The sequence below is a fragment of the Ottowia beijingensis genome, from assembly GCF_042680925.1.
In the GTDB taxonomy this organism is placed as follows: Bacteria; Pseudomonadota; Gammaproteobacteria; order Burkholderiales; family Burkholderiaceae_C; genus Ottowia; species Ottowia beijingensis.
The window spans coordinates 209991-235077 of sequence record NZ_JBHUEP010000012.1 but is presented as its reverse complement, the minus strand read 5'-3'; the positions used below and the strand labels follow the sequence as shown (position 1 = coordinate 235077).

Here is a 25087-nt window from a genome sequence, read left to right as displayed (position 1 = left end):
GATGGGCCCTCCTTCGCTGGGGGAGGGCGGGGGTGGGGCACGGCCGGGTGCTGTTCAACCGGGCTGGCCCCCATCCCGGCCTTCCCCCAGCGGGGGAAGGAGTCAGGCGGCCCGAGCGCTCGTCACGTCATGCCATTCCTTCGGGCCAGTTCGACGAACAGGCCGGAATGGTCCAGGTCGGCGTCGCCGTGGTCGATGGCGTCGGCGTACAGCTGCTCCAGCGCTTCGGTGACTGGCGCCGAAAAGCCCATGTCGGCCGCGGTTTCCAGCGCGTTGCGCATGTCCTTGAGCTGCACCGTCATGCGCGCGCGGGGCGCGAAGTCGCGCGTCACCATGCGCTCGCCATGCAGTTGCAGGATGCGGCTTTCGGCGAAGCCGCCGCCGATGGCCTCGCGCACCTTGGCCGGGTCGGCGCCGCCTTTCTCGCACAGCAGCAGGGCCTCGGCCACGGCGCCGATGGTGATGCCGACGATCATCTGGTTGGCCAGTTTGGCCAGTTGCCCCGCGCCGGCCGGGCCGACGTGGGTGGCGCGGCCCAGCAACTCGAACACCGGCACGGCGCGGGCGAAGTCGTCGGCTGCGCCGCCGGCCATGATGGCCAGCGTGCCGGCCTCGGCGCCGACGGTGCCGCCGGAGACGGGCGCGTCGACCTGGCCCACGCCGCGTTCGGCCAGGCGCGCGGCGTGTTCGCGCGCCTCGCGCGGCTTGATGGAGGCCATGTCGATGAACAGCGTGCCGGGGCGCATCGCGGCGGCGGTGCCCTGGTCGAACAGCACGCTGGCCACCACCGGGCCGTTTTCGAGCATGCCGATGACGATGTCGGCCGCGGCAGCGGCCTCGGCGGCGCTGGCGTGCACGGTGGCGCCATCGGCGGCCAGCGGCGAGGCCTTGTCGGCGCTGCGGTTCCACACGTGCACGGCGTGCCCGGCCTGGCACAGCCGGCGCGCCATCGGAAAGCCCATGCGGCCGGTGCCCAGCAGTGCCAGTTTCATCTTGTTGCTCCTTTGTTGATAGCTGCTTGCGCTCGCCAGATGGGCGCTGCAGGCCATTTTAGGCTGCAATGCAAAAAGTGCGGGCAGCCGCCGCCAGCGCGAAACCTTTTGCGACAATGGCGTCACTCATGGCGCGCCTCAACGATTCCTCCCGCCGCGACCAGCCCGACACCCAGTGGCTGGAGCGCATGTACAACAACCGCCTGCGGGTGCCGGAGCACGGCGACCACTTAGCCCGCTGGTCGGCCGAATCGGCGCTGGCGCGGCGCAGTCTGCCGTGCGAGCTGGACGTGCCCTACGGCGACGCACCGCGCGAGCGGCTGGACGCCTTTGCCGCCAAGGGCAAGGGCGCGCCGCTGGTGGTGTTCGTCCATGGCGGCTACTGGAAGGCGCTGGACAAATCGGTCCACAGCTTCATCGCCGCCGCGCTGCACGATGCCGGCGCCGCCGTGGTGGTGCCCAATTACACGCTGGCCCCGCAGGCCAGCATTCCGCAGATCACGCTGCAGGTGGCGCGCGCCGTGGGCTGGAGCTGGCGGCATGCGCGCACACTGAACGCCGATCCGCGCCGCATCAGCGTCATCGGCCATTCGGCCGGCGGCCAGCTGGCGGCCATGATGCTGGCCTGCGCGTGGAAGGTGTTCGACCCCGAACTGCCGGCCGACGTGGTGAAGCGCGCCATGGGCCTGTCGGGCCTGTACGACCTGGCGCCGCTGATGCACACGCCCAGCCTGCAGGAGGCACTGCGCCTGACGCCGCAGCAGGTGCACGACGCCAGCCCGGCACGGTTGCCGGCGCCGGCGCGCGGGCGCTTCGTGGCCGTGGTGGGGGGCGACGAGAGCGGCGAATACCTGCGCCAGAACCGCCTGATCCAGCAGGCCTGGGGCCGCGAGCGCGTGCCGCTGGCGGCCGCGCTGCCGGGGCTGAACCACTTCAGCATCGTCGACGCGCTGGTGACCCGGGGCACGCGCGTGAACCGGCTGGCGCGCGAGCTGGTGCGCTGAGAGTGGCTGCGCTGGTGCTTGGGCGATCAGTAGGCTAGGGGAGTATGTGGCTTCAGCGCTTGTCTGACAGGCGCTGGCGGCGTGCATATGGGGGAGTATGTGTCTGCCGGACCCTGTGGGAGCGGGGCGGATGGAGCGCGAGGCGATGCGCTGACGGGACCCGTGCTGAATATCAAGAAGCGGAATCTATTGGGGGTATAGGGTTGTGGCGCCCGACTGACGGGCGCTGGCGGCGGATATGTTGGGGAGTATAGGTTCGCCGGGCTTTGTGAGAGCGGCCTTGGCCGCGATGGCGGCGCATCGCCGAGCCTGACCGCCCCATCGCGGGCAAGCCCGGTCCCACAGGGCGTGACACACCCGGCCACGCCGCACCCCACACGAACCAAAGCCCGGCCACCTCACGGCGCCGGGCCTTCGTCCCGTGGGAGCTGGCGCCTGCGTTCCTCCACTGAGCGATCAGTGCTGCGGCATCACTGCCCCGGCTGCAGGCCGATGGCCTTGGCGATGGCGCGGTATGCGGCGATCTCGTCCTTGTACGACCTGTCGGCCTCGGCCAGCGTCTGCGCGGGCGACACCTCCTGCCCCATGGCGAACAGGCCGGCGCGCAGTTGCGTATCGGTCAGCACCTTCTGCAGGCCCTTGTGCAGCGCCTGCACGATGGGCTCGGGCGTGTCGCGCTTGACGAAGTAGCCGGTGCCGATCTCGGCGGTGAAGTTCTTCAGCGCCTTGCTCTCGGTGGTGCTGGGCGTGTCGGGCAGCAGGCGCTGGCGCTGCGGCGTCAGCACGGCCACGGCCTTCAGCTTGCCCTGCTTGATGAACTCGGTCTGCGCCAGGCCGTAGGGCGTGATGAAGATGTCCACCTGGTTGCCCGCCAGGTCGCGGAAGGCGTCGGCCGCGCCCTTGTAGGGCACGTGCGACATCTCGATGCCCAGGTCCTTGCTCATCTTGGCGCCCAGCAGGTGATAGAACGAGCCCACGCCCACGCTGGCGTAGGTCAGCGGCTTGCCTTCCTTGGCCACCTTGGCCGCGTAGGCCACCAGCTCGTCGGCGTTGGCCACCGGCAGGCCGGCGCGGGCAAAGATGGCCATGGGCGCCAGCGCGATGCGGTGCACCTGGCGGAAGTCTTCCGACTTGTACTTGATCGACGGCACCGCCAGCGGCGCCAGGATCAGCTCGTTGGGCGAGCCCTGGTAGACCAGATAGCCGTCGCTGGGCGCGTGCAGCACCTTCTGCGCCGCAATGCTGCCGCTGGCGCCGCCGAGGTTGTCGACGATGGTCGGCTGCCCCAGCGCCTGGGCCAGCGGCACGTTGACCTTGCGCGCGATGTTGTCCGACAGCCCGCCCGCCGGGTAGGGCACCAGCAGCGTGACGGGCTTGGTGGGGTAGCTCTGGGCGGCAGCGCCAAAGGCCAGGGTGGCCAGGGCGGCGGCGGCAAACTGCATCAGGTGGCGGCGGGCAAAGGGCATGGTCGGGGCTCCAGAAAGGGCGGAAAACGAAGCGTCACCAGGGCGACATGTGAACTATCCTGCATGTCATTTCATGTGTCCAATGAATTGAATTCAACTTATCAATGAAATAAAGTCATCGCACGATGAACCTGCGGCAACTCGAACACCTGATGGCGCTGGCCGAGGAAGGCTCGTTCTCGCGCGCGGCCGAGCGCATGCACCTGACGCAATCGGCCCTCAGCCGCAGCCTGCAGGGGCTGGAGGACGAACTGGGCGCGCGCCTGATCGACCGCAGCGGCCGGCGCAGCACGCTCACGCCGCTGGGCGAGGCGGTGCTGGCGCGCGCGCAGCGCATCGTGCTCGAGGCGGCCGAGATCGAACGCAGCGCCGAGCTGCTGCGCCAGGGCGAGGCGGGCACCATCCGCGTCGGCCTGGGCTCCGGCCCCGGCGCGCTGCTGATGACGCCGCTGCTCAGCCACGTGGCTGCGCGCTACCCCGAGGTGCGCGTGGCCATCGCCCGCGGTTCGACCGAGCTGCAGGTGCACCAGCTACGCCAGCGCGAGCTGGACGCGCTGGTGATCGACGCACGCCGCATCGCGCCCGCGGCCGACCTGGTGATCGAGCCGCTGACCGAGCTGCGCGGCGGCTTCGTCTGCCGCGCCGCGCACCCGCTGGCGCAGCGCGACGACGTCACCTTCGACGAACTGATGCGCTATCCCGTGGCCACCACGCCGCTGTCGGACGAGGTGGCGCGCATCTTCGTCGCGCACTACGGCCCCGGCGCCGATCCGGCGCGCATGGCGGCGCTGGTGTGCGAGGACGTGGGCAGCCTGCTCGACGCGGTGCGGCAGACCGACGCCGTGTTCCTGGGCGTGGTGGCCGCCGCGCGCGCCGGCATCGAGGCGGGCGAACTGGCCGAGCTGCGCATGGCGCCGCCGCTGGTGGCTGGCGCGCGCTTTGCCTACGTGCGCCTGGCTGGCCGCACCGAGGCGCCGGTGATGCAGGTGCTGCGCCGCTTTGTCGATGAACGCCTGCGCGATTAGCGCGCACAGGTATGCTCGCGCCCATCATGGAATTTGCTTGGGCCGACATGGCCTATCCCGCCCTGGTGGTCACGCTGGGCTATGTGGCGCTGGGCCTGACCGGGTTTGCCTCGGCGCTCATCTCGGTGCCGCTGCTGGCCTGGCGCTGGCCGCTGGTGGACGTGGTGCCGCTGGTGTTGGTGATGGACGTGGTGGCGTCGGTTCTGATGGGCGGGCTGAACCTGCGCGAGGTGCGCTGGGGCGAGTTGCGCTACCTGGGCCCCGGCATGCTGGCGGGCGGCCTGATTGGGCTGTGGCTGGCCACGCGCATGACCTCGGCATTGCCGCTGCTGGTGCTGGGCGCCTACGTGGCCTGGGTGGGCGTGCAGGCGCTGCGCCAGCGCGCGGTGCTTGCAGTGGCGCCGCCCGCGCCCCGGCCCGGCCTGGGCGCACTGTATGGCGCGGGCGTGGGTGGGGTGCTGATGCTGTTCGCCACCGGCGGGCCGCTGCTGCTGGCCTGGCTGGCACGGCGCGGCTTTGACGCGCGCGCCATGCGCGCCACCACGCCGGCGCTGATCGTGGTCGCCGTGCTGATGGTGCTGGGGATGATGGCGGCCAACGGGCGCCTGTCGAGCCCGCTGATGTGGCAGCGCCTGCTGGTGCTGCTGCCGATCGCCGTCATTGGCGTGCTGGTCGGCCATGCGCTGGCGCACCGCGTGCCGGTGGCCACGCTGCGCCGCGTGATCTGCGCGCTGCTCGTTGCCAGCGGCGTGATGCTGATGCTGAACGCCGTCAACCGGATGCTCTGACGCTATGGGTTGAATAGCTGCTCGCGCTTGTTGGACGGGCGCTGGAGGCTGATTTCGCTTGTGGTTTTTTTGTGGGAGCGGGCTTGCCCGCGATGGGCGCTTCGCCCGCGGCAGACGCTGCTATCGCGGGCAAGCCCGCTCCCACAACACAGGGAAGCGCCGCGCTTCACATCAGCAGATGCTCGCCCGCGTTGTCGCCGCCCAAGATGACGTAGTTCACCTTGCGGATGGCTGGATTCTCTGACGCTATTATTTAGGTAGCTTCTCGCGCTTGCTGGACGGGCGCTAGAGCCTAATTTGGCTTGTGATTCTCTTGTGGGAGCGGGCTTGCCCGCGATGGGCGCTTCGCCCACTGCAGACGCTGCATCGCGGGCAAGCCCGCTCCCACAACACAGGGAGGCGCCGCGCCTCACATCAGCAGGTGCTCGCCCGCGTTGTCGCCGCCCAGGATGACGTAGTTCACCTTGCGGATGTCCAGCAGCTTCTTGCCGCCGGCGTAGCTGATCGAGCTTTGCACGTCCTGCTCCATCTCCACCAGCGTGTCGGCCAGCTTGCCCTTGATCGGCTCCAGGATGCGCTTACCTTCGACGTGGCGGTATTCGCCCTTGTTGAAGTCGCTGGCCGAGCCGTAGTACTCCTTGAACAGCTCGCCATCCACCTCCACCGTGCGGCCGGGCGATTCCTCGTGCCCCGCGAACAGCGAGCCGATCATCACCATGGTGGCGCCAAAGCGGATGCTCTTGGCAATGTCGCCGTGGTGGCGGATGCCGCCGTCGGCCACGATGGGCTTGGTGGCCACGCGGGCGCACCACTTCAGCGCGCTGAGCTGCCAGCCGCCGGTGCCAAAGCCCGTCTTCAGCCGCGTGATGCACACCTTGCCCGGGCCCACGCCCACCTTGGTGGCGTCGGCGCCCCAGTTTTCCAGGTCGATCACCGCTTCGGGCGTGGCCACGTTGCCGGCAATGATGAAGCTGCCGGGCAGCTTCTTCTTCAGGTAGCCGATCATCTCGCGCACCGTGTCGGCGTGGCCGTGGGCGATGTCGATGGTGATGTATTCGGGCACCAGCCCCTCGGCGGCCAGTTGGTCCACCGTGTCGTAGTCGGGCTGCTTGACGCCCAGCGAGATCGAGGCGAACAAGCCCTTGGCCTTCATGGCGCGGACGAAGGCCACGTTGTCGAGGTCGAAGCGGTGCATCACGTAGAAGTAGCCGTGCGCGGCCAGCCATTCGCACATCGGCTCGTCCACCACCGTCTTCATGTTGGAGGGCACCACCGGCAGCTTGAAGCTGCGGCCGCCGAATTCGATGCTGGCATCGCACTCGCTGCGGCTCTGCACGCGGCACTTGCGCGGCAGCAGCAGGATGTGGTCGTAGTCGAAGATTTCCATTGAACCCAAGCTCCATTCAAAAGTTGAAAAGATGGGCGCTTGGCCTGGCCGCGGCGTTTGCACCGCGCGTTGTGGCGGGCACAAAAAACCGGGCCAAGAAAACTTGGGCCCGGTGCTTGATTCTAGTGGGGTTGGCAGGGCGCGTGGCGTTGCTACGGCGATGGCCGGCTACCGGGCGGGTGCATCGCATTCGGGCGGCAGCGGGGGCGGCTGCATGCCAGTGAAGACGAAGTCGGACGGCGCGCAGAGATCGGTTTGACTGATCCGCACGGCGTACTGCTCATGCGCCAGCCGGGCAGCGACCTCGTCCGGCATGTAGGCACTGACGCGGGTATCGCTGAAGCTGTCGAGCGCGAGGTCATGCGTGCAGGCCAATTGCTGCGCCCAGAGTCGGGTGTGAGGTCGCCACACGGCACGGCCGTCTGCCGGATCCGCGAAGGTGGCGGGCGGTACACCCAGCGCCTGTGCCTGCCCGGCGTAATGGGCCGACAGCACCCAGTCGTTTGACTCGACCGTGTAGTACGGCGTGCCCGTCGCGTCGCGTACCGGATGGGCATGGGTGATTACGGGCGCCACTTCCGGCCAGGTGCGCGGGCCGACGGTGGTCGCCGGCCACTGGAACGGCTTGACGTGCGCATCGACCCATGCGCAGACCTGCGGGTCGGGCGCGTAGGTGAACTTGGGCACCGGGGAGGCGGCGCGGTCGCGGCGGGCAGGGGCGGGGTCGTCCCCTCGTTTCCCGTCGTGGGTGCATCGTCGTCCGAGCCACCGCACGCCACCAGGCCGAGCAGCAGGGCGGTGGCGGCGGCGGTATGCCAGCGGCGTCGATGTCGAAGGCGGGCGTGCATGGTGCGAGGTCTCCTCTCTTTGATGGGCTGGATGAATGCGCCATATGGGCAGGGCATTACAGCCTAGGCGATAGGCGTCAACCCAACGGGCAACGACTACTCATGCCTCGTCGCTTTCTACAATCGACGAGATGCTTGCAGACAGTTCACCGACCGGCACCGACCTGCCCATCCTCGCCGGCCTCAACCCCGAACAGCGCGCCGCCGTCACCCTGCCGCCCGAGCCTGCGCTGATCCTGGCCGGCGCCGGCTCGGGCAAGACGCGCGTGCTCACCACGCGCATCGCCTGGCTGCTGCAGACCGGCCAGGTGTCGCCCGGTGGGGTGCTGGCCGTCACCTTCACCAACAAGGCGGCCAAGGAGATGGTGGCGCGGCTGACGGCCATGCTGCCGCTGAACGTGCGCGGCATGTGGATCGGCACCTTCCACGGGCTGTGCAACCGCTTCCTGCGCGCGCACCACAAGCTGGCGAATCTGCCGCAGGCGTTCCAGATCCTCGACACGCAGGACCAGCTCTCGGCCATCAAGCGGCTGTGCAAACAGTTCAACGTGGACGAGGAGCGCTTTCCGCCCAAGCAGCTGCAGTGGTTCATCAGCGGCTGCAAGGAAGACGGCCTGCGCCCCGGCGATGTGGAAGTGCGCGACGGCGAAAGCCGCAAGAAGGCCGAGATCTACCAGCTGTATGAAGAGCAGTGCCAGCGCGAGGGCGTGGTCGATTTCGGCGAGCTGATGCTGCGCAGCTACGAGCTGCTGCGCGACAACGACGCGGTGCGCGAGCATTACCGCCGGCGCTTTCGGCATATCCTGATCGACGAGTTTCAGGACACCAACCGGCTGCAGTACGCCTGGATCAAGATGATCGCCGGGCTGCCGGGCGAGGGCGGCGGCGCCGTGCTGGCCGTGGGCGACGACGACCAGAGCATCTACGCCTTTCGCGGCGCGCGCGTGGGCAACATGGCCGACTTCGTGCGCGAGTTCAACGTCCAGCACCAGATCAAGCTGGAGCAGAACTACCGCAGCCACAGCAACATCCTCGACTCGGCCAACGCGCTGATCGCCCACAACAAAAGGCGGTTGGGCAAGAACCTGCGCACCGACGCCGGCGCGGGCGAGCCGGTGCGCGTCTATGAAGCCCCGAGCGACTTCGCCGAAGCCGAATGGGTGGTCGATGAGCTGCGCCAGCTGGTGAAGGGCGAGGCCTACGAGCGCAAGGAAATCGCCATCCTGTACCGCAGCAACGCGCAAAGCCGGGTGATCGAGACACAGCTGTTCAACGCCGGCGTGCCGTACCGCGTGTATGGCGGGCTGCGCTTTTTCGAGCGGGCGGAGGTGAAGCACGCGCTGGCCTACCTGCGCCTGCTGGAGAACCCGCGCGACGACACCAGCTTTCTGCGCGTGGTCAACTTTCCGCCGCGCGGCATCGGCGCGCGCACGCTGGAGCAGTTGCAGGACGCGGCGCGCGCGGTGGGCACCTCGCTGCACGACGCGGTGAGCGCCGTGAGCGGCAAGGCCGGCGCCAACCTGGGCGCCTTCGTGGCGAAGATCGATGTGCTGCGCGAGCAGACCGCCGGCCAGACGCTGCGCGAGATCATCGAGGCGATGCTGGAATCCAGCGGCCTGATCGAGCACTACCGCGCCGACCGCGAAGGCGCCGACCGCATCGAAAACCTGGAGGAACTGGCGAGCGCGGCCGAGAGCTTCGTCACGCAGGAAGGCTTCGGCCGCGATGCGGTGGCGCTGCCGGTGGATGAGACGGCGGGGCTGACGCAGAGCCCGGTGAGCCAGGGGCTGGATCCGGAGGGGCCGATGCTGGATGCGCCGCTGCCCCTCACCCCTGCCCTCTCCCCAGCGGGGAGAGGGAGCCAACAGCCGGGCGCCGCAGATTCACTCCCTCTCCCGCTGGCGGGAGAGGGCATGGGTGAGGGTGGGGCCTCCCTGGCCCCCGACGCTGCCACCGGGGAAACCCTCAGCCCGCTGGCCGCCTTCCTGACCCACGCCGCGCTGGAAGCCGGCGACAACCAGGCCCAGGCCGGGCAGGACGCGGTGCAGCTGATGACGGTGCACGCCAGCAAGGGGCTGGAGTTCGACGCCGTGTTCATCACCGGGCTGGAGGAGGGCCTGTTTCCGCACGAGAACGCGATGAGCGACATGGACGGGCTGGAGGAAGAGCGCCGCCTGATGTATGTGGCCATCACGCGCGCGCGCAAGCGCCTGTACCTGAGCCACGCGCAGACGCGCATGCTGCACGGGCAGACGCGCTACCACATCCGCAGCCGCTTTCTGGAAGAACTGCCCGAGGATGCGCTGAAGTGGATCACGCCGCGGCGCAGCGGCTTTGCCGACATCGGTGCTTCTGTCTCAGGAGCTGCCGGCGCCCGTCCCGCCTGGGGCACCAGTGCCCTCGATTCAAGCTTTGCCGCCGCGCCGCTGCCCCCGCGCAAGGCCGCGCCGTCGCACGGCATCGCCGCCGGCCAGCAGGTGTTTCACAACAAGTTCGGCGAAGGCAAGGTGCTGGCGGTGGAAGGCACGGGCGACGATGCGCGCGCGCAGGTCAGCTTTCCGCGCCACGGCGTCAAGTGGCTGGCGCTGGCTGTGGCCAAGCTGACGGTGGTGGATTGAAGCGCTGCCGCGTCTGATGACGAATGACAAATGACCTCGCTGCGCTTCGATGACGGCGGCTGCGCCGCCATGACGCCAGCGGCGTGCGAGGCGTTCCGCGCATCGCCGGTGTCATGTCGTCGTCAAGCCGCGCAGAACGGCCGGCTGGGTTGGCCAGACGAAATCAGGCGATAGCCATTTGGCGCGGAAGTCAAATATCAATAGAGAAGCTGCTTGCGCCCGGTAGACAGGCGCTGGAGCCTGTTTTGACTATCAATAAAATTTGACAGGTCCCCCCCGCGCGGGCCTGCTTTCCAGCGGGCTTTCAACCAGACCCCCGCCGCTTTGTCATCGAAGCGCAGCGAGGTCATTTGTCATTCGTCATCGAACGCCGCAGCCGCCCGAAAGCGCCAACGCCCGCCGGGCGAGGGCGGGCGCTGCGGCGGGCGCGGGGCCGGTCAGGGCAGCTTGGTGCCGTCCTTGGTGATCACCGACTGGTGCGAGTACTCACCGGCGGCGGGGCGGCTCACCGTGCCCTGAGCGCGGATGTAGTCGACGAAGGTCTGCGTGTAGAGCAGGTAGTTGTTGACGTAGTTGCCGCTGTCGTAGATGGGCTTGAAGGTGGCGTAGCCGTCCTGGCCCTTGGCGATGAAGTCGTTGGTGGCGACGATGTAGGTCTTGGCCGGGTCGATGGCTGACCAGTTGCCGGTGGCGCGGTCCTTCACCTCGATCTGCGTGAAGCGCGCGCCCTTGGCCTGGCTCATGTCCAGGTGCCAGCGCAGGCCGGCGGCGTAGGGGTGGCCACCGCCTTCGGCCTGACCGGCGTCCAGGTAGGCGGCCACGGCGTCTTCCAGCACGGCGGCCACTTGCGCGCCGGTCAGCGGCAGTTCGACCAGCACGTTGGTGAAGGGCAGCACGGTGAAGGCGTCACCCATGGTGATGGGGCCGGCCTTCACCGGCACGCGCACGCCGCCGGCGTTCTGGATGGCGATGTCGGCGCGCAGGCTGGCGCTGAGGAAGGACTGCGCCACCACCTGGGCGATGTCGCTGCCGCGCGCCAGCTTGTTGGCGTCTTCGCAGCCGGGCGTGCCGGCGCTGCGGTTGGTGGTGTGGCCGGGGGTGCGCACCAGGCACAGGGCCTCGGTGGCGGTGCCGATGGTCTGCTTCTTCAGCTCATCGACCTGGCCCGAATAGGCCTTCAGCACGCCGGCGGCGCCGGGGTCGGCGGTCAGCATCTTCAGGCTCGGGTCGGCGTTGACGGCGGCCACGATCTGCTGCTGCGTGGCGGCATCGACGGCGGCCCACTTGCCTTCGGCGTCCTGGCGCTTGAAGCTGTCGCCGATGACCAGCGCGGCCTGGCCGCCGCAGGCGGTGACTTCGCCCTGGTCGTTGAAGCTCACGCGCATCTCGCCGATGGCCTTGCTGTATTCCCACGCCTGGCCGATGCAGACGGGCTTGCCGTCCTTGTTGACCGCCTGCGTGGGGTAGGCGCCAGCCGCGGCATAGCCGCTGCCCAGGTGCGAGAAGTCGCCCAGCAGGGTGTGCGAGTCGCCGCCGATGATGACATCGACGTCGGTCAGTTGCGCGGCCAGGCGCTTGTCGTCCTGGTAGCCGATGTGGGTCAGCAGCACGATGTGCTTGACGCCCTGGCCCTTGAGCTGGTCGATGGTGCGCTGCGCGGCCACGGCTTCGTCCTCGAACACGGTGGTGGCCAGCGGGCTGGAGGAGTTCTGCGTCTTGCCCTTGACGGTGAGGCCGATGATGCCGACCTGAACGCCCTTCACGGTCTTGATGGTGTAGGGCTTGAGGTAGTCGTCGGTGGCCTTGGGTGCCAGCGGCGTGCCCACCTGGGGCTTGATGTTGGCGGCCAGCACGGGCGTCTGGCAGGCGCCGGTGTGCAGGTGGTCGATGAAGCTCTTGAACTGCGCGTCGCCGTCGTCGAACTCGTGGTTGCCCGCGGCCATGGCGTCGAAGCAGATGGTGTTCATCAGGTCGGCGTCGGCCTGGCCCTTGAACAGGGTGTAGTACAGCGTGCCGGTGTTGGCGTCGCCGGCGTGCAGCTTCAGCACGTCGTCGCGGCCTTCGTAGGCCTTGAAGGCCTGGGAGACGCGGGCAAAACCGCCCAGCTCCACCTGCGTGTCCACGCCGCCGATCTTCATCGTCTGGGCGGCGAAGGCGTCCAGGTTGGAGTGGTGGTCGTTGATGTGGGCGATGGTTAGCGCCAGCGGCTGCTGCGCCGGCGTGTCGTTGTCGTCGCTGCCGCCGCAGGCCACAAGGGCAGCGGCGAGGGCGATGGAGGCCAGCATCATGGCGCGGCGGAGGCGGGCAGGGCGAGGTTCATGTCGGCAGATAGGGTCGGTTGAAACCGCCCCATGCTGCCGAGGTCATGTGAAAGCCGGTTGACGCTGGTGTGACGTTGCCGTGACGCTCAGGCCGACGCGGGTGGCGCGGCGGCGTCCCCGGGCGGGGCGCTGTCCGAGAAGCTGTCGCGGAAGGTGAACCACAGCGAGGTGAAGAACATCGACGCGATCAGCAGCGCCACCGGCAGCAGGCCGGCCGAGGCCACGGCGGCGCTGCCGCTCAGCGCCGTCAACACCAGCAGCACCATGCCGCCGGCAAACGACATCAGCATCCACATCAGGCCGTACAGCAGGTAGGCGCGGGTGTTCTTCAGCACCGCGACCAGGCTGAAGAACAGGCTCTTGACCGGCGCCACGCCGTGCCAGTGCACCAGCGCCGGCGCATGCCAGAAGGCCAGCGACACCGGCAGGTAGAGCAGGGTGGACATCCACATGGCGAAGCGGAACTGCGGGTCCATCACCAGCTCGGGCGTGATGCCGCCGCCGCCCACATACAGCTGCGCAAAGCGCCCGCCGTCGATCAGCGCCGAGGCGCCCATCACCAGCAGCACGGCCACGGCATACAGCGCGCCCAGCATCAGCATGGCGCGCGTGGCCTGCGGGCCCTGGCGGAAGGCGATGAACAGCGTCATCGGCATCGGAAAGCGCCCGGCCTCGGCCTCGCGCGCGGCGGCCATCAGCCCGGCCGTGAGGGCCGGCACCAGCACCAGCGCCAGCAGGCCGCCCACCAGCGGCATGAAGGCCGCCACCGACAGGCTGGCCATGAACATGAAGAACAGCCCGGCCATGGCCAGCGGCTGTTTGAAGAAGGTGCGCACGCCTTCGCGCACCCACTGCGTGCCGGTGCGGGCGGGAACGATGTTGAGCTTCATGCGTGCAGCGGCGCGGCAACGCGCTGGCGCAGCACGCGTTCGAAATGGCGCGGGTCGTGCGGCGTCAGCATGCTGGCCTCGCGCGGCAGGTGCCAGTCCCACAGGCGCGACACCCAGAAGCGCAGCGCGCCGGCGCGCAGCATGGCGGGCAGCAGGCGGCGCTCGGCGTCGGTGAGCGGGCGCACCGACTGGTAGGCGTTCAGCAGGGCCTGGGTGCGCGCTTCGTCGGTGGCGCCGGTGGGCAGGTCGATGGCCCAGTCGTTCAGCGTCACCGCCAGGTCGAACAACCAGGTGTCGACGCCGGCGAAGTACCAGTCGAAGAAGCCGCTGAGCACCGGCTGCTCGGGCGTGCCCTCGAACATCACGTTGTCGCGGAACAGGTCGGCGTGCACCGGGCCGCGCGGCAGTGCGGCATAGGCCGAGCTGGCGGCCACGTGGTTCTGGTAGGCCAGCTCGGCGCGGATCACCGCGGCCTGCTCCGGCTCCAGGTGCGGCAGCACCACCGGCACGGTCTCGTTCCACCACGCCAGGCCGCGCAGGTTGGGCAGGCGGCGGTCGTAGTCGCGCGCGGCCAGGTGGGCGCGCGCCAGCATCTCGCCCACGGCGGCGCAGTGCGCAGGGCCGGGGGCCAGTTCGCTCTTGCCGCGCAGGCGGTTGACCACGGCGGCGGGCTTGCCGCACACGGTGTGCAGGATGTCGTCTTCACCGGGGCCGATGCGCACGCCCTCGGCCTTGGCCTGCGGATCAGGCACGGGCACGCCGTGCTCGGCCAGGTGCTTCATCAGGTGCAGGTAGAAGGGCAGTTGCGCGTGCGTCAGGCGCTCGAACAGCGTGAGCACCCAGTCGCGCGGCTCGCCGGCCTGCTCGGTGCTGGCGAAGTAGTTGGTGTTCTCGATGCCGCCCTCGATGCCGCGCAGCGACGTCAACTCGCCCAGGCCCAGCGAATGCAGCAGGGCACGGGCCTCGTCCTCGGAGACTTCGGTGTAAACCGCCATGTGGCGCTTGTCCAGCTTGCGCGATGCGCTATCAGAATTGATGCAGTTTCCAGACCCGGGGGCCGGTGCTGCCGGGCCCGGCTTCGCGGCTGCCGGCGCGGGTGCCGCTGGGGTCGGTGGGCTGCACGTCGTACGAGGGCGCGCGCGCCTTGGGCTGCACGGTGATGCTCTTGGTTTCGCCGCCCACGCGCACCTCGTTCACGCGGCTGCCGGCGTCCTCGTGCTGGATGTGTTCCACGCGCTGCGTATTGCGGTCCAGCACGGGCTCGTCGCGCACGGTGCCGGCGGCAGGGGCGGGCGCGGTCTGCGCCACGGCCAGCGGGGCCAGCAGGGACAGGCCGCAGGCGGCGATCAGGGCCTTGAAGACGGTGAGGGAACGCATGCCCGTATTCTAGGCGGGCCACGCTGGCGGGCCGTAGGACGGCGTGCACAATGCCGGCATGACCGACACCCCCTCCGACGCCGCGCCAGCCGCCGCGCAGCCGCCGCGCCTGCTGCTGGTCGACGGCTCCAGCTACCTGTACCGCGCCTACCACGCCATGCCCGACCTGCGCGCGGACCCCGCCGACCCGGCCAGCCAGCCCACGGGCGCCATCCGCGGCATGATCAACATGCTGGGCGCGCTGCGCAAGGAATACCCCGACGCCCAGTACGCCGCCTGCGTGTTCGATGCGCCGGGCAAGACCTTCCGCGACGACCTGTACCCCGACTACAAGGCCAACCGCGCACCCATGCCCGACGGCCTGCGCAGCCAGATCGAGCCGATCCACGAAGTGGTGCGGCTGCTGGGCTGGACGGTGCTGGCCGTGCCCGGCGTGGAGGCCGACGACGTGATCGGAACGCTGGCGCACGCGGCCGCGCAGCAGGGGGTGGAGGTGGTCATCTCCAGCGGCGACAAGGACCTGGCGCAGCTTGTCACGCCGCACATCAGCATCATCGACACCATGAGCGGCAAGCGCCGCGACGAAGCCGGCGTGCAGGCCGAGTTCGGCGTGCGGCCCGACCAGATGCTCGACTACCAGGTGCTGCTGGGCGACGCCATCGACAACGTGCCGGGCGTCGACAAGGTCGGCCCCAAGACCGCCGCCAAGTGGCTGAACGAGCATGGCTCGCTGCAAGGCATCCTGGCCGCCGCCGAGCAAATAAAGGGCGCCGCGGGCGAGAACCTGCGCAAGGCGATCGACTGGCTGCCGCTGGGCCGCCAGCTGCTGCAGATCCGCACCGATTGCGATCTGGATGGCCACGTGGAGGGTCTGCCAGCTCTTGATTCGATAGCTGTTCGCGCCCAGCAGAAGGGCGATTTGGCCACTTTTTATGAAAATTTCGGTTTCAAGACGCTGGCCAGGGCCTTGACCGGCGCCGAAGCGGCCAAGCCCACCCGCAAGCCCGCCGCAGCGGCCGCCGCGCCCGCCGACGACCTGTTTGCCGACGCACCGGCCGCATCGCAGGTGAGCGGCGATGTGCGCTACGAAACGGTGCTCGACTGGCCCGCCTTCGACCGCTGGCTGGCGAAGATCGATGCGGCCGAGCTGACGGCGCTGGACACCGAAACCACCTCGCTCGACGAGATGCAGGCGCGCATCGTCGGCATCTCGTTCAGCGTGGCGCCGGGTGAAGCGGCCTACGTCCCGCTGGCGCACGCAGGGCCGGATGCGCCGGCGCAGCTGCCGCTGGATGAAGTGCTGGCGCGGCTCAAGCCCTGGCTGGAAGACGCATCGAAGAAGAAGCTCGGCCAGCACATCAAGTACGACCGCCACGTGTTCGCCAACCACGGCATCCAGGTGGCGGGCTACGCGCACGACACCATGCTGCAGAGCTACGTGCTGGAAGTGCACCGCCCGCACGGCCTGGCCAGCCTGGCCGACCGGCACCTGGGCCGCAGCGGCACCAGCTACGAAGACCTGTGCGGCAAGGGCGTGCACCAGATTCCGTTCGCGCAGGCGCCGTTCGACAAGGCCGTGCACTACGGCGCCGAGGACGCCGACCAGACGCTGGACGTGCACCTCACGCTGTGGCCGCGCCTGCAGCAGAACGCCGGCCTGCTGCGCATCTACGAACTGGAGATCGCCACCAGCGAGGTGCTGTTCCTGATCGAGCGCCACGGCGTGCTGATCGACAGCGAACTGCTGCGCCAGCAAAGCCACGAGCTGGGCCAGCGCATCCTGCAACTGGAGCAGGAGGCGCACGAACTCGCCGGCCAGTCGTTCAACCTCGGATCGCCCAAGCAGATCGGCGAAATCTTCTTCGACAAGCTCGGCCTGCCCGTGGTCAAGAAAACCGCCACCGGCAAGCCCAGCACCGACGAGGAAGTGCTGGAGAAGCTGGCCGAAGACTATCCGTTGCCGGCGCGCATTCTGGAGCATCGGAGCCTGTCCAAGCTGAAAGGCACCTACACCGACAAGCTGCCGCAGATGGTCAACCCGACCACCGGTCGCGTACACACGCACTACGCGCAGGCGGTGGCCGTGACCGGACGGCTGTCCAGCAACGACCCGAACCTGCAGAACATTCCCATCCGCACCACGGAAGGCCGGCGCATTCGCGAGGCCTTTGTCGCACCGCCGGGCCACGTCATCGTCAGCGCCGACTACAGTCAGATCGAGCTGCGCATCATGGCGCACCTTTCCGGCGACGAAGCGCTGCTGCGCGCCTTCACCGACGGGCTGGACGTGCACCGTGCCACCGCGGCCGAGGTGTTCGGCCTGGCCGCCGATCAGGTCAGCAGCGAGCAGCGCCGCTACGCCAAGGTCATCAACTTCGGGCTGATCTACGGCATGAGCAGCTTCGGCCTGGCCCGCAACTTGGGCATAGACAACACGGCGGCGCGCAACTACATCGAGCGCTATTTCGAGCGCTATCCAGGCGTCAAGCGCTACATGGACGAGACGCGCCTGGCGGCGAAAGCCAAGGGTTACGTCGAGACCGTGTTCGGGCGTCGCCTGATCCTGCCCGAGATCAACAGCCCCAACGGCCCGCGTCGCGCCGCCGCAGAGCGCGCCGCCATCAACGCGCCGATGCAGGGAACGGCAGCCGATCTGATCAAGAAGTCCATGCTGGCCGTGCAGGATGCGCTGCAAAAAGAGCAGCGCGCCACGCGCATGATCATGCAGGTGCATGACGAACTGGTCTTTGAAGTGCCCGAAGCCGAGGTCGATTGGGTCAAGGGCGAAGTGCCCCGGTTGATGGCCGGCGTGGCCGAGCTGAAGGTGCCTCTGCTGGCCGAGGTGGGCGTGGGGCCGAATTGGGAGCAGGCCCATTGATGCCCCCGGCCGGGCGCTTCCATTTCAAGCGATTCCAGGCCCCGGTCGCCGTCGATTCTGCAGTTTGTGCTATCCAATTCATAGGTGCCGTGGAGGTGTTCACACCACGTCGTCGGCCCGCAGTGCAGTCAGCGGGCTCTCCGGCGCAATCCGAGGCGCCCAATGCTCACGGGCAAGGACCAGCACCAGACCGTTGCGGGCAAGCGCCGAGGCGCGGGTGGTGCGGGTTTCAGTGGCGGGGCTGGCGCTGACGATGAGCAGGCGACCTTGTGCCAGGGGCTCGCGCTCCTCTGCGGCGGGGCGATAGTCGCGGTCTGGGAGCAGGTGGCGGGCCAGCACTTTGACGGCGCGGCCCTGGCGGCGCAGCAGGGAGTGCAGCACCTGTTGTTCCAGCGGGGAGTGGAAGCCGCTGACGAGCACGCGGCCAGCCTTGGCCCATTGCGGCACGCGCTCCAACGTTTCAATGAAGACGTGGCCAGGGCATTGGCGCGAGGCGATGAGGCCCAGCAGCGGCTCGGCGAGCAGGGCAGGGTTGCCGATGCCGATGAAGCGGGTTGCGAGATCAGTGGCTATGCGTGGGGTGAGGTGGGGCGGCAGCAGGATGGGTGTGGGCTTCATGCTTCATCGTCCGCGCCGTCTTCAAAGTCGGTCTTGACGGTTTGTGCGTAGAGCAATTCGATGTCGTCCCACACCGGCGTCAGGCCGAACGCCTGCGCATAGATGTGGTCGGCCTGATCGGTGACGGGGCGGCACTTGGCCAGGTTGTAGTTGCCGACGCGCTTGCCCGCATTGAGCTTGTATTGCACGGCATCTTCAACCGCTGCCTTCAAGGATGGCGTCAGTTCCTGGAGTCGCTGCCGTTGTGCTGCCGACAGCTTGGCCGGATGCAGGGGCAAGTCGGCGAACATCCATTTGGTCACATCGAAGTCGTCGCCGATGGCAATCCAAAAGCTGAACTGGAGCTTGCCGTTGAGCAGATGAAATGCCAGATCGCATTCTTCGGCACTGGCAAAACTGATGTCGCCATATTTCGTTTGTGGCACGCGCTGGCCACGCGCATCGAAGCAAGGCGCTTCCTCGTGTGTGAAAGACAACCAGTTGTAGGCCGTCTTCTTGAAATGCAGACGGTGTGGCGTGGCCCCGGGGTTCAGATGGCGTTCAACCGTGTGATGGCCGGGAGCGAGTAGTTGCTCGAATGCGGCGATGAGCGCCTGCGTATTGAGTTTGGGAATGCGGTGTTTCCAAAGCTCCGGCATGAAGCTGGCGTAGGACAGCGTGGCGAAGAGATGGGGCCGCGCCTCTTCAAACCAGCGGTGCAGGCGCGAGGTGTATTGCGCGCTTTGCGTGCCGCTGCCGAGCTTGCCGATGTGGATGGTGTTGCGCACCCGCACATCGGCCGCAAATAGCGCGGCGGGTATGCGGGCGAAGTGTGAAAACCAGTTGGTCCGGTAGCGGTTGTAGAGCAACTTGCGCAGAACGTCGAAATCGCCGCTGAAGGACAGGCTAAGTGGAACGATCATGCCGGTATGCGCCTTGGGATGGGCGATGGCGATGACGCGCTCCAGGCACCAGGCGTAGATGTCAGTGCAATCTTCGGTGGCATAGCCCTTGACGGTGTAGCCCGTGACCCTGCGCTTGGCGACATAGGGCGGGTTGCCGATGACCACATCGAACCCACCTTCGCGCATCACGCCGTAGAACTCGGCGAACCAATGGAAAGGCTGGTGGCTTGCGCGCCAGTCGGCAAAGGCTTTTGCATTGCTGGGGTTGATGCCGTAGTCGTGTGCCAGATAGCGGTCAAGTTCCACGCTCAAGCCCTTGAGCTTGTCGCGCAGCGTGCGCTTGTCCTGCGCCGTGACCTTGCCGCCCTGCACGGTTTGCTGTTCGCGGAAGCGGGTGAAAAGGTCGGCCAAGTCGGCAATATCCGCCTTGATGTCGGATTTGCGTTGCTGGTCGCTGGCCAGGTCACCCGAGGCATCGAACTGCGCTTCGGTGGCATAACCGACCAGCGTGTTGCCTGCACGGATGTTGAAGTCGATGTCGGGCAGCGGCTCCAGTTGCTGGCCCTTGTCCACCTGAGAGACGAGTTTGAGGAACAGGCGCAGCTTACAAATCTCTACCGCCTCGGCCATGATGTCCACGCCGAACAGGTTGTGCAGGATGATGCTTTTGTAGATGTAGTAGTCGGGCGAGGGGTGTTTCTTCACCTCGTCCAAAACCTTCACGAAGTCGGGTTCGGCGGCCCTGCCGAGTTTCTGCGCGTCTTCGACAAAGCCTGCCATGCGGTCCAGGCAGGCGGCATACAGCGGCTCCAGCACGCCCAGCGCGGCGAATAGAAATGCGCCCGAGCCGCAGGTCGGGTCGAGGATGGTGATGCCGTGGCGGAATTTCTCGTTCGACTTCTCCGGCACGCGGCCCACGATGGCCTGCCACACGGCGCGCAGCAGCTCCGGGCCGGTGGTGGTGTCGATCACGTCCTGCATGAACTGGCGGATGTCCAGGTTCAGGGTGATGAGGTCATCGGCGGATTGGATTTCGCCTTGCACAAGCTTGTGACGCAGGTCTTGACAGCGTTGGCGACGGTCGGCCAGTTCGCGCTCGGTTTCGGTGGGCAACGCACCTTCGGTCTTCATCGCCGGGTAGATGTAGCGATCCGGCTCGGCCTGGAGCAGCTTCCACACCGATGAATCGCCCTCGAACGCTACTCTGCAGCGTTCGCGCGCCTTCTCCAGCAGATGCGGGATGACGGTGTTCTTGCTGATGTACTCGGTGATGTCTTCCTTGGTGTAGTACGCCCCCATCTGCTTTTGGTTGATGTATTTCTCGAAGATGTAACCGAGCACGTCGGGGTTGATTTCCTTGCCGCTTGTCAAGGGGCGGTCGTCCAGGTGCCAGTCCCAGGCGTCGAAGAATGCAAACAGTTTCTCGAAGGCTTCGTCGGGTACGTCTATGTCCTGATGAGCTTCGAGTTCATGCACGTCGAACAGGCCGCCGTTCAGGTAGGGAATGTTCGCGCCGATGAGTTGGTTCAGGCCGGCGTCGCGCGGTTGGGGTTGGCCCAGCCCGTCGTGGAACAGGCGGCGCAGAAACCGGCGGTAGAAGCTGTGGAACTGCCCTTTGCCAGCCGCCTGCTGCACCTGGGACATGCGGTTTTGCAGATAGTTTTCGTCGCCGTCCAGAAAGCCTTTTTTCTGGATGAAGTAGGCGAACATCAGCCGGTTGAGCATGAGCGAGGCGTACCAGGCTCGGTCTGCCGTCTGGTTCAGGCCCGTGATGAAGGCGGCAAAGGCGTCGTGCTGGGCCTTGAACTTGTCGTAGAAGCTCTTGGAAACCCTGTCGCGGTCGAAGGCGCGGCGCAGTCCGGTGATGACGTCGGTGAGGGTGATGGCCTCTTCTGCTTCCAGCGACCAGACGATTTGCGAGAGCTTCTGACGCAACGCTTCGCCGCTTTGCCCCTTGTGCCAGGTATGGGTGCGGGTACTGGCGGGCTGGCCCGGCGCGCGCAGCACCCACAGCCACGTGAGCATGGTTTCGCCCGCGTCGGCAAAGACCAGCAGATGTTCATGGGCGAGCTTGCGGGCTTCGTGCTCGATCTTGAGCAGCACGGGGCGGGGCGGAATCTTGCCGCTGGCGTCTGGCGAGCAGCGCAGCACGGCCACGCCGCGCTTGTGGGCGATGGGTGTGAGCGTGAAGGCCGCGCCACCCGCATGGATAGTTTGAGCCTTCAGCGCGGGTTGGTCCCAACCGAGTTCGTTGAACAGTTGAGGCAGCTTGAATTGGCTCAGCAGCTGCTGAAAGCGGGGGGCGTCGATATTCATGTCAAATTGGCCTCCAGCGCCCGCCTGACAAGGGCGAGCAGCTATGAAATTTGAGTGATTGCAGGGCGTTGGCGCTTCAGGCCAGGCCGAGCGAGCAGATGAGCCGAGGCTCGCGTTGCTGGTCTTGTTCGTCCACCAGGCACAGGCGACCGTCTTCGCGCAGCGAGAAGACGAGGTCGATCAGGTCGTGGTCGTTGATGCCCGCCTTGAGCTGGCGGTTGAGCGTGTCGGTGGCGCTTTGGTACAGCGGGTAGCGGTAGATGTCTTCCAGCGCCTTGTCGATGCGGCGGATGTGGTCTTCGGTGATGAACAGGTCGCGCGTGCTGCCTTGTCGCTCGCGCCAGCGCTTGATGCGCTCGTAGGTCTTGAAGCGCGCGCCGGAGGGCCGGCCCAGTGCGCCGCCGGTGGATTTCTCTTCTTCGGCGATGTGCGCCATGCCCTGCTGGGTGAGGGCGTGGTGGTTGTCCGTGCGCGGCAGGGCAGGGGTGTCGGCCGCGCAGGCGGCGGCCTTCAGGATGGTGAATTGCGACTGCGTGACGGGCTGGCCGCTTTCGTCCACCCATGCGAGTGCGTCGTTGCCCTGGTCGGTGCGCAGATAGACGAGCACGCCCTGAGGTGCGGCGGGCGTGGCCGTGTGTGCCTTGGTGGCATAGACCACGTTGGGCAGGCTTTCTATGGTGGCGGCGAGCGATGGGTCGGCGTCGGTGGCGTTCTTCCAGATCTGCCAGGCGTAGGAGGCCAGATCGACCTCGGTGTCGCCGTCGTCGTCGAGGATGCCGTTCTTCTCGGTGTACAGGTCGCGGATCAGACGGTCGTCGTCATCGCTGTCGTCGTCGAAGAAGGTTTCGTCGGAGCCGACGACTTCGGCGTTCTCGATCAGGCGCTGCCTGACGCGAGCGCGCAGCCTGATGAGACGCTCGACGCCATCGGCAGGCACGAAGGAATAGCAGAGGATGGTGTCGGACTGCTGGCCGATGCGGTCCACGCGGCCCGCGCGCTGGATCAGGCGAATGATGGCCCAGGGCAGGTCGTAGTTGACGATGATGTGCGCGTCTTGCAGGTTCTGGCCTTCGGACAGCACGTCAGTGGCGATGAGCACGCGCAGTTCGTCGGCCTTCTTGACCTGTTGACGCTTGTCGTTGGACTGCGGCGAGAAGCGCCAGGCCAGGGCTGTGGGGTCGGCGCTTTGGCCGGTGGCTTCGGCCACTTGCAGCATTCCGCGTGCCGCGAGTTGCGTATTCAGGTAGCGTGCGGTATCGGCGAACTGGGTGAAGATGAGCAGCTTGTCCTTGGGGTGCTGCTTCTCGATGAGTTCGGCCAGGGCGGCAAGTTTGGCGTCTGCCTGAGGTTGCCAGTTGCCGCAGGTGCGCAACACGCCCAGCAGGGCGTGGGCGTCGGCCAGCAAATCCTTGGCCAACGTTTTCTTGAACAGCGCGCCGGGCAACCACTTGAAGCGGCTTTTCAGTGGGCCGCTGTAGGCTGCATAGGCTTGGGTGGCGCGAGTGCGGTAGTCGGCTTCGGTGCGCAGCCCGTTGCTGCTGGTGGTGTCAGCTTCCTCGTCGCCTTCCTCATCGGCAAGTACCCCGTCCGGGTCTTCGTCGTAGTGGCGAGTGTCCAGCAGTTCCGCGCCCTGGGTGCCCAGCGGAATGTCCAGCCCGTTCTCGACGGCGTGTAGGACGATGAAGTTGCGCAGGATGTGCCGCTCGATGGACAGGATGAAGGCAGGCCCGGCACTTTCCAGTCGCTTGAACAGGTTGGTGCGGCAAAAACCCATGAGCCGCGTGCCTGCGCGTGACAGTCCATCGATGATCTTGTTCTGCTGCGGTGTGGGTGGCGTCTTGGGTTTGGGTGCGATGTAATTGCCCAGGCCGTAGCGTGGCAGCAGGAGATCGTTGATGGTGCCCACGACCGTGTTGCTGTAGAAGCGGGCGTAGGGGTCTTCGGGGTTGGTTTCGTCGATGGCAAAGCCCAGGCTTTTGGGCACCCGCTTGGGGAAGTAGGACTTGCGGCCATCGGCGAAGAGCAGGTATTTGCCGTGTTCGTCTTGCTGCGCATAGTGCTGCATGATGAAGCCGCGCGTGCGGCGCACCATGTACAGCCGCATGAGTTCGCGCCAGTCGTCGGGGATGTCGCTTTTCTCGAAAGCAGCGAGGGTGCGCACGCCGCATTGGTGGCGGCGGATGAATTCGTGCTCGCCGCCCAGGTCTTTGAGGAGGTGTTCGGGGCGGATGCCGATGTCGGCGTCTTCATTCAGGAACAGGCCGAGTTGCGCCGAGAGGTCGAGGTAGGTCTTGTTGTACGGCGTGGCCGAGAGCAGGACGGTGAGGCTTTCGTTGCGTTCGATGTATTCGCGGATGACCTTCCATCGCTTGCCGTCCTTGTTGCGCAGGTTGTGCGATTCGTCGATCAGTACCAGCCGGTAGCGCCGGGTTTTCTCTGGCAACTCATTGAGGACCCTAGACAGCGACAGCACCTTGGCGTGCAGGCGGTAGCGGTGGACGTAGTCCTCCCACATTGGCACCAGGTTCTTGGGGCAGATGACGAGGGTTTCGGTGTGATAGTCGTCTTCGAAGACCTTGGCCAGCGCCGTGGCCATCATCGACTTGCCCAGGCCCACCACGTCGCCGATCAGCACGCCACCGCGCTTGTTGAGGTGGTGCGCGGCGATCTTGACGGCGGCGGTCTGGAAGTCGAACAGCGTGCCGTTGAAGATCGCGGGAATGCGGAATTCCGTGAGCCCGGCCCTCGCTTCCTGCGCGAGGTGGTAGGCCATCTTCAAATAGACGTGATAGGGCGGTAACAGGCGCTCGCCCGCCCAGCTTTCGTCGATGATGGTCGCCAGTTCCTTGGAGATGTCGACGCACCAGCGGTCGTTCCAGCGGTCATCGAACCACGCGGCCAGCTTGTTGCAGGCATCGTGCTCCAGCACGTCAACGTTGAGTTCGCCCTGTTTGGAAAGGCCCGCGAGCGTGAGGTTGGAGCTGCCGAGGAAACCCGTGACGGGGTTGTTGGGGAACTGCGGCGTGAATAGCAGGTAGAGCTTGGCGTGCAGCGGGTGGCGCAGATAGACCTTGACGGTCAGTTGGCCAGAATGGATTTGTGCGGCCAGTTGCCGCAAGGCGGCTTCGTCCCCGTTGGACGGGGCGCCGAAGGTGAGTTGCTGGCGGAACTCTTCGGCGATGCGGCGCTTGTCGCGCTGCGCCGTTTGATTGTCTAGAAGTTCGTCGTCGTTTTGGTGACGTAAGGCGTGGCGCAGTTCTTCACTGGGCGAGACATGCATACCGACCAGCAGGCGGCATGTTCCATTCTCCTCTCCTCTCCTCTCCTCTCCTCTCCTCTCCTCTCCTCTCCTCTCCTCTCCTCTCCTCTCCTGATTTCATCAGGTGGGGCGCGAGATGCTGCCAGCCGCGCAGGTTGAAATAGCCAACGCAGAAGTCGGCGCGCCTTGCAACCTGAAGCGTCTTTTGGAGCGCAGGCATCAAGGGCGTTTCGATGTTGTCAAATATTCTTGGCATTTCTCTGCACTTGCTTGATGAATTCGACCGTGGGATGGAGCAGTTACGAGGGGGAAGGGGCGGTGTCAAGCGAATGCGTCGTCGCTGCTGTTACCTTTGATGGGCTGTCCTGTTAGTGGCCTTGCTGGGAATGGTTCTTACTGATTGAAACTCGGCCTCA

The 25087-nt window shown here is 66.8% G+C and carries 17 protein-coding genes; 5 read left to right on the top strand and 12 right to left on the bottom strand.

The window, feature by feature from the left end:
* Positions 1-122 precede the first annotated feature (122 nt).
* On the bottom strand, positions 123-1049 hold the full coding sequence (locus ACFSCU_RS16625; protein ID WP_377561181.1) for an NAD(P)-dependent oxidoreductase: 927 nt from the start codon (positions 1047-1049) through the stop codon (positions 123-125).
* 71 nt (positions 1050-1120) lie between these two features.
* On the opposite strand from ACFSCU_RS16625, the gene ACFSCU_RS16620 reads away from it, so the two are divergent.
* Positions 1121-1996 carry an alpha/beta hydrolase gene (locus ACFSCU_RS16620; protein WP_377561180.1) on the top strand — a complete coding sequence of 292 codons (876 nt, stop codon included), beginning with the start codon at positions 1121-1123 and terminating at the stop codon, positions 1994-1996.
* Between the two features lie 470 nt (positions 1997-2466).
* Here ACFSCU_RS16620 and ACFSCU_RS16615 read toward each other — a convergent pair whose 3' ends face one another.
* Positions 2467-3462: a tripartite tricarboxylate transporter substrate binding protein gene (locus ACFSCU_RS16615; protein WP_180549328.1), complete on the bottom strand. Its 996-nt coding sequence runs from the start codon at positions 3460-3462 to the stop codon at positions 2467-2469.
* Positions 3463-3587: 125 nt separating this feature from the next.
* Here ACFSCU_RS16615 and ACFSCU_RS16610 point away from each other — a divergent pair, with 125 nt between their 5' ends.
* The gene (locus ACFSCU_RS16610; protein ID WP_180549327.1) at positions 3588-4487 is read left to right on the top strand and encodes a LysR family transcriptional regulator; all 900 of its coding nucleotides are present in this window, start codon (positions 3588-3590) and stop codon (positions 4485-4487) included.
* Between the two features lie 26 nt (positions 4488-4513).
* Positions 4514-5275 (top strand): sulfite exporter TauE/SafE family protein, encoded by a 762-nt coding sequence (locus tag ACFSCU_RS16605; RefSeq protein WP_180549326.1) that lies wholly within the window; start codon positions 4514-4516, stop codon positions 5273-5275.
* Positions 5276-5684: 409 nt separating this feature from the next.
* Here ACFSCU_RS16605 and ACFSCU_RS16600 read toward each other — a convergent pair whose 3' ends face one another.
* The gene (locus tag ACFSCU_RS16600; RefSeq protein WP_180549325.1) at positions 5685-6662 is read right to left on the bottom strand and encodes a GMP reductase; all 978 of its coding nucleotides are present in this window, start codon (positions 6660-6662) and stop codon (positions 5685-5687) included.
* Between the two features lie 168 nt (positions 6663-6830).
* A complete protein-coding gene (locus ACFSCU_RS16595; RefSeq protein WP_180549324.1) occupies positions 6831-7349 on the bottom strand; it encodes a hypothetical protein in 519 nt (172 codons plus the stop codon).
* 292 nt (positions 7350-7641) lie between these two features.
* Here ACFSCU_RS16595 and ACFSCU_RS16590 point away from each other — a divergent pair, with 292 nt between their 5' ends.
* Positions 7642-10128 (top strand): UvrD-helicase domain-containing protein, encoded by a 2487-nt coding sequence (locus ACFSCU_RS16590; protein ID WP_377561179.1) that lies wholly within the window; start codon positions 7642-7644, stop codon positions 10126-10128.
* 197 nt (positions 10129-10325) lie between these two features.
* Here the strand turns inward: ACFSCU_RS16590 and ACFSCU_RS16585 are convergent, their stop codons facing one another.
* The 5 genes from ACFSCU_RS16585 to ACFSCU_RS16565 form a co-directional block, all read right to left on the bottom strand.
* Positions 10326-10478 carry a hypothetical protein gene (locus tag ACFSCU_RS16585; RefSeq protein WP_377561178.1) on the bottom strand — a complete coding sequence of 51 codons (153 nt, stop codon included), beginning with the start codon at positions 10476-10478 and terminating at the stop codon, positions 10326-10328.
* Positions 10479-10565: 87 nt separating this feature from the next.
* Positions 10566-12416, bottom strand: a complete 1851-nt coding sequence (locus ACFSCU_RS16580) for a bifunctional metallophosphatase/5'-nucleotidase (protein WP_377561177.1) — start codon at positions 12414-12416, stop codon at positions 10566-10568.
* A 119-nt stretch (positions 12417-12535) separates the two neighbouring features.
* On the bottom strand, positions 12536-13339 hold the full coding sequence (locus ACFSCU_RS16575; protein WP_180549322.1) for a BPSS1780 family membrane protein: 804 nt from the start codon (positions 13337-13339) through the stop codon (positions 12536-12538).
* Positions 13336-14334 (bottom strand): homoserine kinase, encoded by a 999-nt coding sequence (locus tag ACFSCU_RS16570; RefSeq protein WP_180549321.1) that lies wholly within the window; start codon positions 14332-14334, stop codon positions 13336-13338. The genes ACFSCU_RS16575 and ACFSCU_RS16570 overlap by 4 nt, the downstream gene beginning before the upstream one ends.
* Positions 14335-14365: 31 nt before the next feature.
* Positions 14366-14716: a hypothetical protein gene (locus tag ACFSCU_RS16565; RefSeq protein WP_180549320.1), complete on the bottom strand. Its 351-nt coding sequence runs from the start codon at positions 14714-14716 to the stop codon at positions 14366-14368.
* A gap of 58 nt (positions 14717-14774) precedes the next feature.
* Between ACFSCU_RS16565 and polA the strand changes: the two genes are divergently transcribed.
* Positions 14775-17594 (top strand): DNA polymerase I, encoded by a 2820-nt coding sequence (gene polA / locus ACFSCU_RS16560; protein ID WP_377561176.1) that lies wholly within the window; start codon positions 14775-14777, stop codon positions 17592-17594.
* Positions 17595-17693: 99 nt separating this feature from the next.
* On the opposite strand, the gene ACFSCU_RS16555 is transcribed toward polA, so the two are convergent.
* The 3 genes from ACFSCU_RS16555 to ACFSCU_RS16545 all read right to left on the bottom strand — a co-directional run bounded on the left by ACFSCU_RS16555 (position 17694) and on the right by ACFSCU_RS16545 (position 24692).
* Positions 17694-18212, bottom strand: a complete 519-nt coding sequence (locus ACFSCU_RS16555) for a hypothetical protein (RefSeq protein ID WP_180549319.1) — start codon at positions 18210-18212, stop codon at positions 17694-17696.
* Entirely contained in the window at positions 18209-21412 is a 3204-nt protein-coding gene (locus tag ACFSCU_RS16550) for an Eco57I restriction-modification methylase domain-containing protein (RefSeq protein WP_377561175.1), read from the bottom strand. Before ACFSCU_RS16550 ends, ACFSCU_RS16555 begins: the two co-directional genes overlap by 4 nt.
* Positions 21413-21488: 76 nt before the next feature.
* Entirely contained in the window at positions 21489-24692 is a 3204-nt protein-coding gene (locus ACFSCU_RS16545; RefSeq protein ID WP_377561174.1) for a helicase-related protein, read from the bottom strand.
* Positions 24693-25087: the final 395 nt, after the last annotated feature.